14 protein-coding genes and 1 pseudogene are annotated in these 12841 nt (G+C 71.6%); 11 read left to right on the top strand and 4 right to left on the bottom strand.

The features are described 5' to 3' along the window. Positions 1-4: 4 nt before the first annotated feature. From ACF08N_RS09040 to ACF08N_RS09020, 5 genes are all read left to right on the top strand, one after another. Positions 5-1111, top strand: coding sequence for a carbohydrate kinase family protein (locus ACF08N_RS09040; protein WP_392323940.1), 1107 nt, complete (start codon positions 5-7; stop codon positions 1109-1111). Positions 1112-1247: 136 nt separating this feature from the next. Continuing rightward, complete coding sequence (locus tag ACF08N_RS09035; protein ID WP_392323939.1) at positions 1248-2258, top strand: PhoH family protein; 1011 nt, start codon at positions 1248-1250, stop codon at positions 2256-2258. Between the two features lie 12 nt (positions 2259-2270). Next, positions 2271-2768, top strand: coding sequence for an rRNA maturation RNase YbeY (ybeY, locus tag ACF08N_RS09030; protein ID WP_392323938.1), 498 nt, complete (start codon positions 2271-2273; stop codon positions 2766-2768). Next, positions 2765-4069, top strand: a complete 1305-nt coding sequence (locus tag ACF08N_RS09025; RefSeq protein WP_392323937.1) for a hemolysin family protein — start codon at positions 2765-2767, stop codon at positions 4067-4069. The genes ybeY and ACF08N_RS09025 overlap by 4 nt, the downstream gene beginning before the upstream one ends. After that, positions 4066-4419, top strand: coding sequence for an MmcQ/YjbR family DNA-binding protein (locus tag ACF08N_RS09020; RefSeq protein ID WP_392323936.1), 354 nt, complete (start codon positions 4066-4068; stop codon positions 4417-4419). Before ACF08N_RS09025 ends, ACF08N_RS09020 begins: the two co-directional genes overlap by 4 nt. Positions 4420-4505: 86 nt before the next feature. Here ACF08N_RS09020 and ACF08N_RS09015 read toward each other — a convergent pair whose 3' ends face one another. Beyond that, positions 4506-5918 (bottom strand): MFS transporter, encoded by a 1413-nt coding sequence (locus tag ACF08N_RS09015; protein WP_392323935.1) that lies wholly within the window; start codon positions 5916-5918, stop codon positions 4506-4508. 116 nt (positions 5919-6034) lie between these two features. On the opposite strand from ACF08N_RS09015, the gene ACF08N_RS09010 reads away from it, so the two are divergent. The 4 genes from ACF08N_RS09010 to era all read left to right on the top strand — a co-directional run bounded on the left by ACF08N_RS09010 (position 6035) and on the right by era (position 9203). Beyond that, positions 6035-6901, top strand: coding sequence for a helix-turn-helix transcriptional regulator (locus ACF08N_RS09010; protein WP_392324318.1), 867 nt, complete (start codon positions 6035-6037; stop codon positions 6899-6901). An 82-nt stretch (positions 6902-6983) separates the two neighbouring features. Beyond that, entirely contained in the window at positions 6984-7727 is a 744-nt protein-coding gene (locus ACF08N_RS09005) for a hypothetical protein (RefSeq protein WP_392323934.1), read from the top strand. A 64-nt stretch (positions 7728-7791) separates the two neighbouring features. Further along, positions 7792-8145 carry a cytidine deaminase gene (locus tag ACF08N_RS09000; RefSeq protein ID WP_392323933.1) on the top strand — a complete coding sequence of 118 codons (354 nt, stop codon included), beginning with the start codon at positions 7792-7794 and terminating at the stop codon, positions 8143-8145. A 116-nt stretch (positions 8146-8261) separates the two neighbouring features. After that, positions 8262-9203: a GTPase Era gene (gene era, locus ACF08N_RS08995; protein WP_392323932.1), complete on the top strand. Its 942-nt coding sequence runs from the start codon at positions 8262-8264 to the stop codon at positions 9201-9203. Here era and ACF08N_RS08990 read toward each other — a convergent pair. After that, positions 9111-9986 (bottom strand): SGNH/GDSL hydrolase family protein, encoded by an 876-nt coding sequence (locus tag ACF08N_RS08990; RefSeq protein WP_392323931.1) that lies wholly within the window; start codon positions 9984-9986, stop codon positions 9111-9113. The two genes, era and ACF08N_RS08990, sit on opposite strands and share 93 nt — an antisense overlap. A gap of 60 nt (positions 9987-10046) precedes the next feature. Between ACF08N_RS08990 and ACF08N_RS08985 the strand changes: the two genes are divergently transcribed. Beyond that, positions 10047-10727 (top strand): TetR/AcrR family transcriptional regulator, encoded by a 681-nt coding sequence (locus ACF08N_RS08985; RefSeq protein WP_392323930.1) that lies wholly within the window; start codon positions 10047-10049, stop codon positions 10725-10727. On the opposite strand, the gene ACF08N_RS08980 is transcribed toward ACF08N_RS08985, so the two are convergent. Both ACF08N_RS08980 and ACF08N_RS08975 read right to left on the bottom strand, forming a co-directional pair. Further along, positions 10711-10977: a protealysin inhibitor emfourin gene (locus tag ACF08N_RS08980; protein WP_392323929.1), complete on the bottom strand. Its 267-nt coding sequence runs from the start codon at positions 10975-10977 to the stop codon at positions 10711-10713. The genes ACF08N_RS08985 and ACF08N_RS08980 overlap by 17 nt on opposite strands. Before the next feature lie 78 nt (positions 10978-11055). Next, a complete protein-coding gene (locus ACF08N_RS08975) occupies positions 11056-12114 on the bottom strand; it encodes a M4 family metallopeptidase (protein WP_392323928.1) in 1059 nt (352 codons plus the stop codon). 293 nt (positions 12115-12407) lie between these two features. Between ACF08N_RS08975 and ACF08N_RS08970 the strand changes: the two are divergent. Then, positions 12408-12841: pseudogene (locus ACF08N_RS08970) on the top strand (2-isopropylmalate synthase); the annotation flags it as partial.

Here is a 12841-nt window from a genome sequence, read left to right as displayed (position 1 = left end):
CACGGTGACCATTCGCGACGGAGAGCACCTGTCCACGGCGGCCGGCCTGGACCCCCTGGCGGCCCTGCGCACGCCCGCGGATCCCCTGTGCGACGTCTACCTCACCGGCAGCGTCTTCCTCGACATCATCTTCACCGGCCTCGACTCCGCGCCCGTGCGCGGCACCGAGTCCTGGGCCACCGGCATGGGCTCCAGCCCCGGCGGCGTCGCCAACATGGCCACCGCGCTCGCCCGCCTCGGGCTGCGCACCTCCCTGGCCGCGGCCTTCGGCGACGACCACTACGGCGAGTACTGCTGGGACGCGCTCGAACGGGGCGAGGGCATCGACCTCACGCTCTCCCGCACCGTCCCTGGCTGGCACTCGCCCGTCACCGTCTCCATGGCGTACGAGGGCGAGCGCACCATGGTGTCCCACGGGCACGAGGCGCCGCCGCCCGAGCCCGTCCCGGAGTGCCCGCCGCCCGCGCGCGCCGCGATCGCCTCCCTGGCCCCGGGCGGCGCCGAGTGGATCGCCCAGGCCGCCCGCAAGGGCACCCGGATCTTCGCGGACGTCGGCTGGGACGAGAGCGGCCGCTGGGACCCGGCCGACCTCGACGACCTGGAGCACTGCGAGGCGTTCCTGCCCAACGCCGAGGAGGCGATGCGCTACACCCGCACCGAGTGCCCCCTCGCCGCCGCGCACGCCCTGACCGAACGCGTCCGGCTCGCGGTCGTCACGCTCGGTGCCGAGGGCGCGTACGCCGTGGACGGCGCAACCGGCGAGTGTGCGCAGGTCCCGGCCATCGAGGTGGAGGCGCTGGACCCGACCGGCGCGGGCGACGTGTTCGTGGCGGGCTTCGTCACGGGCACCCTCGCCGGCTGGCCGCTCGCCGACCGCCTCGCCTTCGCCGGGCTGACCGCGGCGCTGTCGGTGCAGGAGTTCGGCGGGTCGCTCTCCGCGCCGGGCTGGTCCGAGATCGCGGCCTGGTGGCAGTCGGTGCAGGGCCTCCCGGACCAGGACCCGGCGGCCCTGCGCCGCTACGCCTTCCTGGAGGGCCTGCTCCCCGCCGCGACCCGGCCGTGGCCGCTGCGCCGGGCGGTCCCGACGATCGGCTTCGGACGCAACGGCTGAGCCCGCCGAGGGCCTGCGCTTCCCGGGGAAAAGCCTTCGGTCCTGTCAGTGACAGGTCGTACCCTGGATGGTCCAGAGGTTGTCGAGCAGCGAGAACCCTGCAACGGGAGGTATGTGCAGGCCACAGAGCCGGCCCATGACTCAGACACCCACAGCCCAGACCGCGCCGGGGCAGGCGCGAGCCCACTTCACCGTCCCCGCGAAGCATCCGATGGTGACAGTCCTCGGCTCTGGTGACGCGCTGCTGCGCGTGATCGAGAATGCCTTCCCCGCGGCAGACATCCATGTCCGGGGCAACGAGATCAGCGCGGTCGGGGACGCCACGGAAGTCGCGCTGATCCAGCGCCTGTTCGACGAGATGATGCTGGTGCTCCGCACCGGGCAACCGATGACGGAGGACGCAGTGGAACGCTCCATCGCCATGCTCAAGGAGGAGACCGGGGGCAAGGCCATCGAGACCCCGTCGGAAGTTCTCACCCAGAACATCCTGTCCAGCCGTGGCCGCACCATCCGCCCCAAGACGCTCAACCAGAAGCGGTACGTCGACGCGATCGACAAGCACACGGTCGTGTTCGGCATCGGCCCCGCGGGCACCGGCAAGACGTACCTCGCCATGGCCAAGGCCGTGCAGGCGCTGCAGTCCAAGCAGGTCAACCGCATCATCCTGACCCGGCCCGCGGTCGAGGCGGGTGAGCGCCTCGGATTCCTGCCCGGCACGCTGTACGAGAAGATCGACCCGTATCTGCGCCCGCTCTACGACGCGCTGCACGACATGCTCGACCCCGACTCGATCCCGCGCCTGATGGCCGCGGGCACGATCGAGGTCGCGCCGCTGGCGTACATGCGCGGCCGCACGCTCAACGACGCGTTCATCATCCTCGACGAGGCGCAGAACACGAACCCCGAGCAGATGAAGATGTTCCTCACGCGGCTCGGGTTCGACTCCAAGATCGTGATCACCGGTGACGTGACACAGGTCGACCTGCCGGGCGGCACCAAGAGCGGTCTGCGTCAGGTCCGGGACATCCTGGACGGCGTCGACGACGTGCACTTCTCACTGCTCACCTCGCAGGATGTCGTACGGCACAAGCTCGTCGGCCGTATCGTCGACGCGTACGAGCAGTACGACAGCCGCAACGGGAAGTAGAACAGCCGCACCATGTCGATCGACGTCAACAACGAGTCCGGAACCGAGGTCGACGAGCAGGCGATCCTCGACGTCGCCCGCTACGCGCTGGCGCGGATGCGTATCCACCCGCTCTCCGAGCTCTCGGTGATCGTCGTGGACGCCGAAGCCATGGAGCAGCTGCACATCCAGTGGATGGACCTGCCGGGTCCGACCGATGTCATGTCCTTCCCGATGGACGAGCTGCGTCCGCCGGCCAAGGACGAGGAGGAGCCCCCGCAGGGGCTCCTCGGCGACATCGTGCTGTGCCCCGAGGTCGCCAGGAAGCAGGGCGAGGACGCGCCGACGCAGCACTCCATGGACGAGGAGCTCCAGCTCCTCACCGTCCACGGAGTGCTGCACCTGCTCGGTTACGACCACGAGGAGCCGGACGAGAAGGCGGAGATGTTCGGGCTGCAGGCCGCGATCGTCGACGGCTGGCGGGCGGAGAAGGGCCTGACCGGCCCGTCCCCGGCGCCGACCGTCTCATGACCGGCCAACTGCTCGCGGGCGCCGTCGCGCTGGTGGTCGTCGCCTGGCTCGCCGCCTGCGCGGAGGCCGGTCTCGCCCGGGTCTCCGCCTTCCGCGCCGCCGAGGCCCTACGGGCGGGGCGGCGCGGCGCCGTCAAGCTGGAACAGGTCACCGCCGACCCCACCCGCTACCTCAACCTCGCGCTGCTCGTGCGGGTCGCGTGCGAGATGGCGGCGGGCGTGCTCGTCACCTATGTGTGCCTGGAGGAGTTCGAGGAGACCTGGTCGGCGCTGCTCGTCGCCATCGCCGTGATGGTGCTCGTCAGCTATGTCGCCGTCGGCGTCTCCCCGCGCACCATCGGCCGCCAGCACCCGCTCAACACCGCGACCGCCGCCGCGTACGTCCTGCTGCCGCTGGCTCGCGTCATGGGCCCCGTCCCGCAGCTGCTGATCCTCATCGGCAACGCGCTGACCCCCGGAAAGGGCTTCCGCAAGGGCCCGTTCGCCTCCGAGGCCGAGCTGCGGGCCCTGGTCGACCTCGCCGAGCGGGAGTCGCTGATCGAGGACGACGAGCGCCGCATGGTGCACTCCGTCTTCGAGCTCGGCGACACCCTGGTCCGTGAGGTGATGGTGCCGCGCACCGACCTCGTGTCCATCGAGCGGTTCAAGACCGTGCGGCAGGCGCTGACCCTGGCACTGCGCTCCGGTTTCTCCCGCATCCCTGTCACCGGGGAGAACGAGGACGACATCGTCGGTGTCGTCTACCTCAAGGACCTGGTCCGCAAGACGCACATCAACCGCGACGCGGAGGCCGACCCGGTCTCCACGGCGATGCGGCCCGCGGTGTTCGTCCCCGACACGAAGAACGCGGGCGACCTGCTGCGCGAGATGCAGCAGAAGCGCAACCACGTCGCCGTCGTCATCGACGAGTACGGCGGCACGGCCGGCATCGTCACGATCGAGGACATCCTGGAGGAGATCGTCGGCGAGATCACCGACGAGTACGACCGCGAGCTGCCGCCGGTCGAGGAGCTCGGCGGCGGCCGCTTCCGGGTCACCGCGCGCCTCGACATCGGCGACCTCGGCGAGCTGTACGGCCTCGGGGCCGACGAGCTCGACGACGAGGACGTGGAGACGGTCGGCGGTCTGCTGGCCAAGGCACTGGGCCGCGTGCCGATCGCGGGCGCGCGGGCGGTGGTGGACCTGCCGGACGGGCGCGCCCTGCGGCTGACGGCCGAGTCCCCGGCGGGCCGCCGGAACAAGATCGTCACTGTGCTGTCGGAGCCGGTGGAGCAGCCGGCACAAGAGGGGGCGGCGGGATGAAGCCGAAGGAACTGCGGGCGTTCTGCCTCGGTTTCAACGCGGCGGTCGAGGAGTTTCCGTTCGGCCCCGAGACCTCGGTGTTCAAGGTGCTGGGCAAGATGTTCGCCCTCAGCGCGCTGGACGGCGAGCCGCTGACGGTGAACCTCAAGTGCGAGCCGGAGCTGGCGGTCCAGCTGCGCGCGGAGCACGCGGCGATCGTGCCGGGCTGGCACATGAACAAGCGCCACTGGAACACGGTGACGGTGGGGGAGCTCCCGGACCGGATGGTCCGGGAGCTGATCGAGGACTCGTACGACCTGGTGGTGGCGGGCCTGCCGAAGGCGGAGCGCCTCCGTCTGGACCGGGCGTAGGAGCCGCTGCGCGGACTGTTTCCCCTCCCCGCCCTTTCCCGTAACCGGGGGCGCTGCCCCGGACGGGGAACAGCCCCCGCAGGCAGTCACGCGCGGCGCGCCGCTGCCCTCAGGCCCGCGGCCACCAGCAGGCCCGCCGCCAGCACGACGCCCGCGTCGATCGCCAGCACCAGCCGCACGCCGTCCAGCAGCGACGGGCCCGCCGTCGTCGCGAGGACGCCGAGCAGTGGGATGCCCACTGTCACGCCCACCTGCTGGGTCGTCGTCACCAGGCCCGTCGCCAGGCCCTGTTCCCCGTCCGGGACCCCCGACGTCACCGTCACGCCGTACGAGATGATCGCGCCCAGGTGGCACATGCTCGCCAGCGAGACGCCGACCCCGGCGAGCAGCGCGCCCGACTCGGGGCCCACACCCAGCAGGGTCGCGACGAACACGCCCTGGCCCAGCAGCGAGAACACCAGCGTCCGGTGCGCTCCGATGCGGCCGATCACCTTCGGCACCAGCGTGCCCGCGAACACCGACACCACGCCCTGCACACCGAAGACCAGGCCCGTGCCGAACGCGGAGAGCCCCAGCGTCTCCTGGAGGTAGAGAGTGAGCACGAACACCACCGTGCTCATCATCGAGAAGGTGACGAGCCCGCCCAGGTTGCCGAACGCGACCGTGCGGCGGCGCAGCATCGGCAGGGACATCAGCGGCGCGTCGCTGCGGGACTCGACGACGCCGAACACGATCAGCAGCGCGACGCCGGCGACCAGCGTCACCAGGACGTCCGTGCCCCCGAAACCGCGGTCCGCCGCCGTGGACAGGGCGTAGATCACGGCGAGCAGGCCGCCGGTGACCGTCATCGCGCCGGGCACGTCGAGCCGGGGCCGCACCGGCGCCTGCGACTCCGGCAGCAGGCGCGGCGCGAGCGGCAGCACGATCAGCGTGAACAGCGCGAGCAGCCCCATCGTGGAGCGCCAGCCCAGCGTGTCGGTCATGACGCCGCCGAGCACCATGCCGATGGTGAAGCCCAGGGACAGCAGCGTGCCGCTGATCCCGAGCGCCCGGTCGCGCAGGGGGCCCTCCGGGAACGTGGTGGTGAGCAGCGACATGCCCGTCGGCACGATGACGGCCGCGCCGAGGCCCTGCAACGCCCGCCCGGCGAGGAACGACACCGGGTCCCAGGCGAAGGTCGCGAGCAGCGACGCGGCGCCGAAGACGGTGAGGCCCGCGAGGAAGAGCCTGCGCCGCCCGTACAGGTCGGCGATCCGGCCGAACAGCAGCAGGAAGCCGCCGGACGGCAGCGCGAAGGCGGTGACCGCCCACTGCAGGGCGGACCGGCTCAGCCCGAGGTCCCGGCCGAGGTCGGGCAGCGCCACGTTCAGCACGGAGAAGTCCAGGGCGACCATGAACTGCGCGGCGCACAGTACGAAGAGGATCAACCGGGAACGGCGGTCGAGTCCGGGCGGCGGTGCGGTGCCGCGGGCCGCGGGGAGGGAGGTGTCGGTAGCCATGGCCCCACCCTCGGGCGGCCGGAACACCCGTGGGGAGCGGGAACTTATGCTGTTGGTCGCACCACCAGGCTTGCGGACAGGGGGAGTACGTGGCCACGTCGGCCGAACAGGATGCGATGAAGGCGCACCGCCTGGCCGAGCTGCGCGAGTTCCTGATGAGCAGGCGCGCGCGGATCAGCCCGGCCGAGGCCGGTCTGCCGGACGGCGGCGCCCGCCGCCGCACCCCGGGGCTGCGCCGGGAGGAGGTCGCGGTCCTCGCGGGCGTCGGCGCCTCCTGGTACCAGTGGCTGGAGCAGGGGCGGGACATCACCGTGTCCCCGCAGGTGCTCGACTCGGTGGGGCGGGTGCTCCGGCTCAGCAGCACCGAGCGCCGCCACCTGTACGTCCTGGCCGGTCTCAACCCGCCCCCGCCCGAGGTGGATCCGGGCGACAAGGACATGTGCGCCGGACTGCGCCGGCTCATCGATGCGTGGATGCCGTACCCCGCGCACATCATGGACGTGTACTGGAACACCGTGCTGTACAACGACGCGGCGGCGACGGTGCTCGGCATGCGTCCCGGCGTCGTCCAGAACTGCCTGCTCGCGTTCTTCACCGACCCGGTCTACCGGGCTCGCAGCTGCGGCTGGGAGGAGGTGGCGCCGCAGCTGGTCGCCCAGTTCCGCGCCGCCTGCTCGGAGCGCCCCGACGACGAGGGCTTCCAGGAGGTGCTGGCGCAGGCGAAGGCGGTCAGCCCCGAGTTCACCGAGTTGTGGGAGCGGCGCGACATCGCCCCCGGCGGCCAGATCCGCAAGGCGATGGAGCACCCGCTGGTCGGCCGGCTGGTGGTGGAGTCGACGCAACTCCGTGTCCCTGCCCGCCCCGACCTCGTGATCGTGATGCACACGCCCGTACCCGACGCGCAGGCCGACACGGCCGCGAAACTGGAGTGGCTGGCGAGCCCGGAAGGCCGCCGTGGAGCCATCCATCCAGTGGCGGGATGACCTCCGCTTCTGTGTATTGTCGGTGCGTCACGGGGAGGGGGGAAGCTCCCCACGAGCTGTTTTCACCAGGGGAGATGACGCAATGCGTACCCGAATGCGCCGCGGCGCAGCCGCCGTTCTGACCGCTTCCGCTCTGTGCCTCACCGCCGTCGCCTGCGGCAGCGAGGACGACAAGAAGCCGAGTTCCTCCGCGGAGAAGGACGGCGCCAAGGACGCTGCGAGCGAGAAGCCCGCGGAGGACGAGAAGGCGTCCACCGAGCCGCTGACGGCCGCGCAGATGAAGGCCGCCACTCTCGAGCTCGGCGACCTGCCGTCCGGCTGGACCGTCAACAAGGTTCCGGCTGGGGACGACCCGGCCCCCAAGGCCGACAAGCCCGAGTGCCAGCCGATCGCCGACATATTCGGCGACGAGATCAAGGGCGCGACCAAGGGCGGCGACGTCGACTTCCTGCAGAAGAGCGAAAAGACCGAGCTGAGCCAGCACGTCTTCACGTTCCCCGGCACCGGCGCCGCCGACTACGTCAAGGCGATCGACACCGCCCTGGCCACCTGCACCACCGTCCCGTTCGACATGGCGGGCACGAAGGTCCCCGTCAAGATCGCGCGGGTCGACGCCCCGAAGGCCGGGGAGGCCTCCCACGCCTTCACGATGACCATGGAGTTCGCGGCGGGCATCGAGGTCAAGGCCAACATGCTCATCGCGCACCAGGGCACGGGTGCCACCCGCGTTGCGTACAAGAACGACGGCGGTGCCGAGGCGCAGAAGAACTTCGCCGACCTCGTCACCCGCGTCGGCGACAAGCTCGTCAAGGGCGCCACCAGCTGACCCGCGCACGCCCCGTGACCGGCCGCCCGGAGCTCCTCCGGGCGGCCGATCTATGCTCAGGGGCATGACGCAGAGCACCGACCTCGGCCCCGAGGACCGCAAGATCATCACGCTGGCCCGCAGTGCCCGGGCCCGCAACGGTGTGCCCGAGGGTGCCGCCGTGCGCGACGAGACCGGGCGGACGTACGTCGCCGGGACCGTGGCGCTGGACTCGCTGAACCTCAGCGCCCTGCAGACCGCCGTCGCCATGGCCGTGGCGTCGGGCGCGAAGTCTCTGGAGGCGGCGGCCGTCGTCTCCGAGGCGGACGCCGCGTCCGACGCGGACCGCGCCGCCGTACGGGACCTGGGCGGTGCCGCGACGCCCGTGCTGCTGGCGGGCCCCGACGGCGAGCTGAAGTCCTCGGTGACGGCGGGCTGAACGGCCCGGCCCCGGCCCGCTCCTACGGCGTCACCCCGTCCGGGGTGGCGCCGTCGTGCGTCCCGGACCGGCGAGCGCGTACCCGGGAGCGCGCGGCATCAGGGACAATGGGCGCCATGAGCGCTCGTACCCCCTCCTCCGAAGCCCCCCATCGGGCCGGCTTCGCCTGCTTCGTCGGCCGCCCGAACGCGGGCAAGTCCACTCTCACGAACGCTCTGGTCGGCCAGAAGGTGGCCATCACCTCCAACCGGCCGCAGACGACCCGGCACACGGTGCGCGGCATCGTGCACCGCCCCGAGGCGCAGCTGATCCTGGTGGACACCCCCGGACTGCACAAGCCGCGCACCCTGCTCGGCGAGCGGCTCAACGACGTGGTGCGCACCACCTGGGCCGAGGTCGACGTCATCGGCTTCTGTCTGCCCGCCGACGAGAAGCTCGGCCCCGGCGACCGGTTCATCGCCAAGGAGCTCGCCGGGATCAAGAAGACCCCCAAGGTCGCGGTCGTCACCAAGACCGACCTCGTCGACTCCAAGACGCTCGCCGAGCAGCTGCTCGCGATCGACAGGCTCGGCAAGGAGCTCGGCATCGAGTGGGCCGAGATCGTGCCGGTCTCCGCGGTGGGAGACAAGCAGGTGCAGCTGGTCGCCGATCTGCTGATCCCGCTGCTGCCCGAGAGCCCGGCGCTCTACCCGGAGGGCGACCTCACCGACGAGCCGGAGCAGGTGATGGTGGCGGAGCTGATCCGCGAGGCCGCGCTGGAGGGCGTACGGGACGAGCTGCCGCACTCGATCGCCGTCGTCGTCGAGGAGATGCTGCCGCGCGAGGACCGCCCGGCGGACCGCCCGCTGCTGGACATCCACGCGAACGTCTACATCGAGCGGCCCAGCCAGAAGGGCATCATCATCGGCCCGAAGGGCAAGCGCCTGAAGGAAGTGGGCATCAAGTCCCGTAAGCACATCGAGGCACTACTGGGTACGCCGGTCTTTCTCGACCTCCATGTGAAGGTCGCCAAGGACTGGCAGCGCGACCCGAAGCAGCTCCGCAAGCTCGGATTCTGACCCCGGGTCCCGTGCAAGGCGACCCGGCTCCCCCGTGAGGCGCCCCGCGTCCTCCGTCGGGCGCGCCGGCTCCGTGTCCGGGCGCGGCACCGGGTCCACCAGCGTCGCCACTCCCGCCGCCAGCGTCCTCGCCCAGGCCCGGTAGCCCTGGGCCGACGGGTGGAAGCGGTCGGTGGCGAACCAGTTGCCGGGGCTGCGCGGCGGACCGCCCGAGTGGATGTGGAAGACCGCGGGCAGCCGCCGTGCCAGCACCTTCAGCTGCCGGTCGAGCAGGCCGACGTACCAGGCGAGGGGCACCCGCAGCCGGCGTGGCAGCGCGTCGAGCCGGTCCGTCTCCGGCAGCCCCGCGAGCACGACCGGCACGTCGTGGCCGAGCCTGAGCCTGACGTCCCCGATCAGCCGGTCCATGTCCCGGCGGAAGGCGCGCGGCCGGCGGCCGTGCAGGGCGTCGTTCGTCCCCGCGATCAGCACCAGGTCCGGCTGCCAGCGCTCGGCCGGCTCCGTGATCCTGTTCGGCATCCGGGTCCGTATGCGGCGCACGGTCGCTCCCGCCCGGGCCGCGACCCGCCAGGAGACGGGCCGGCCCGTCAGCGCGGTCACCGCCACGGCGAGCTGTCCCACCAGCGCCTCGCGCTGGACGGCCGCGCCCACGCCGGCCGCCGTGGAGTCGCCCAGCACCAACAGGCGCAGCAATGGGCCCTCGCCCGCCGTGACGCCACTGTCGCCGTCGGCCTCCGGCAGCCTGCGGACATGGGTCCTGAGCGCGCGTTGTGTCAGCAGCATGATCCCCGTACCCCCTTGGTATAACGCTGTTATCCCCCATAACAGCGTTACCCTGCTGCCGTGTCAACCGCAGATTCCGCCCCCGGTCCCGCCTCCCCGGCCCACTCCGTCCGCCGCCGGCTCCTCGACGAGGCCGCCCGTGTGCTGGCCGAGCAGGGACCCGCCGCGCTCAGCGCCCGCCGCCTGGTCAAGGCGGTCGGCGCGTCGACCATGGCCGTCTACACCCACTTCGGCTCCATGCCGAACCTGGTCCGCGAGGTGATGCGGGAGGGGTTCGAGCGCTTCCGCACCCGGGCGCTGGCCGTGCCGCAGGGGGAGGACCCGGTCGCCGCGATCGCCGCGCTGTGCCGCTGCTACCAGGACTTCGCGCGCGACGAGCCGCACGTCTACGCGGTCCTGTTCGGCGGCTCGACCCTGGCTGGTTTCGAGCTGGACGACGACGACCGCAGCATGGGCGTGTCCGTCCTGCGCTTTCCGCGCGACGCGATCCGCCGCAGCGCGGCCCAGGGCCGCTTCCGGGCGGACGCCGACGCCGACCTGCTGGTGCGCCAGCTCTTCGCGCAGATGCACGGGATCGCCCAACTCGCCCGAGCGGGCTACATCATGGGCGGCTACACGCCCGACGACGTCCTCACCGGAGCGCTCGTCGACTTCGCCGTCGCCGCGGGCGACGAGCCGGAGCGCGCCGCCCGCTCGGTGGCCGCGGGCCTGAGGGCGACCGGCGTCACGAACCTTCCTTGAGCACCAGCGAGATCAGGTCCCGCTGTGCCTCGGACAGCCGCGGATCCGCGCAGTACACCGTCCGCCCGTCGACCGTGATCTGGTAGGTGAACCCGTCGGGCACCCCGACCGGGGGCGTCTCCCGGCCCTCGGCCATCGCGCGCTCGGCCAGGCTCTGCACCTCGCCCGCGTCAGCGCGCCCGTCGGTCTCCACCTCTGCGAGCCGCTCGATCCCCGCGAACCCGCCCGTACGCCTTACCTGGATACGCATGGCAACCGTTCTAGTACGGATCGCGCCGGGGCGACAGCGGAGGGTCCGCGGCCGCCCGGGCGCACGACGCCGCCGGGCTCAGCTGTCGGTCTCGACACCGACCTGCGACCAGGCCTTCAGCACCGCATCCAGCTCCGCGCCCTCGCCGAACCGGTCGCGGGCGGCCGCCGCCGTCAACCGGGCGAAACTGGCGAAGTCCGCGTCCGCCCTCAGGTCGCCGCCGGTCAGCACGTCGAACCAGATCTGCCCCGCCCGCTCCCACGCCCGGCCGCCCAGGCGGGTGGCGAGCAGGTAGAAGGCGTGGTTGGGGATGCCCGAGTTGATGTGGACACCGCCGTTGTCCCGGCCGGTGCGGACGAAGTCCGCCATCCTCGCCGGCTGGGGGTCCTTGCCGAGCACGTCGTCGTCGTACGCGGTTCCCGGCGCCTTCAGCGAGCGCAGCGCCGTCCCGGTGACGCGTGGAGCCAGCAGGCCGGCGCCGATCAGCCAGTCCGCCTCGTCGGCCGTCTGCCCGAGGGTGTGCTGCTTGACGAGCGAGCCGATCACGTCCGACACGGACTCGTTGAGGGCGCCCGGCTGGCCGAAGTAGCTGAGGTTCGCCGTGTACTGGGTGAGGCCGTGGGCCAGCTCGTGCGCGATGACGTCGACGGCGACGGTGAAGTCGAGGAAGATCTCGCCGTCACCGTCGCCGAACACCATCTGCTCGCCGTTCCAGAAGGCGTTGCCGTACTTCTCGTCGTAGTGGACGGTCGCGTCCAGCGGCAGGCCCTCGCCGTCGACGGAGTCGCGCCCGTAGGCGGTGTGCAGCAGCTCGAAGGTGGCGCCCAGACCGGCGTAGGCGCGGTTGACGGCGGAGTCCGTCACCGGCTCGTCGCCCTCGCCGCGGACCCTGGTGCCCGGCAGCGCGGTGCCGTTCTCCGCGTCGTACAGCGTGCGGCGGGGGCCGTCGGCGGTTCCCGGAGCGGGCCGGGCGGCCGGGCCGAGGACGGTGGTCAGGCGCCGGCCGGTGCGCTGGGCGGCGTCCGCCTGGAGCGTGCGGCGGGCGGGGTCGGACAGCGCGGGATCGCCCGAGCGGACGAGCTTGTCGAGGATGTGCGGCGGCACGATGCCGCAGAAGACCGGGGTGCGAATGTCCATGTCCGGCAATGTGGCACTGCGTGAAAGGGCTGTCACGGGATGCGACACCGATTAGCGAAATGGAGTGATAGGACACATTTGCCCGTTACTCATCAGTCGTCCCGCATACTGAAACGGAATGCACGCTCCCGTCGAGGCTCGGCTAGTCTTCTACGCATCATGCGTTTCGGGCTGCTTCTTCTTAGCTGCCGCGGCGAGGGCCTGTAGTCGTAGGCCGACCCCCTCCCCGCGGAGTCTGGTGCTGCTTCGACACAGTCGGCCGTCCCTTCGTTGGACCCGAGGAGCCCTACGCAATGTCCCAGTCGCAGTGGATCGGCCGCCCCACCCCGATCACCAACACGACGCACACGCAGAAGCCGTCCGGGATGCCGATCCACAAGTACGGCCGCTACGAGGCCGTCGACATCCCCGACCGCACCTGGCCCGAGCAGCGGATCACCAAGGCCCCGCGCTGGCTGTCCACCGATCTGCGCGACGGCAACCAGGCGCTGATCGACCCCATGAGCCCCGCCCGCAAGCGCGAGATGTTCGACCTGCTGGTACGCATGGGCTACAAGGAGATCGAGGTCGGCTTCCCCTCCTCGGGCGAGACGGACTTCGCCTTCGTGCGCTCCATCATCGAAGAGGGCGCTATCCCCGACGACGTCACCATCTCGGTGCTGACCCAGGCCCGTGAGGACCTGATCGAGCGGACCGTGGAGTCCCTGGTCGGCGCCCACCGCGCCAC

Source organism: Streptomyces sp. NPDC015127 (assembly GCF_043080095.1).
Classification (GTDB): domain Bacteria; phylum Actinomycetota; class Actinomycetes; order Streptomycetales; family Streptomycetaceae; genus Streptomyces.
Note: the sequence above shows the minus strand (reverse complement) of the source record. Positions and strands in the feature narration are given on the sequence as shown.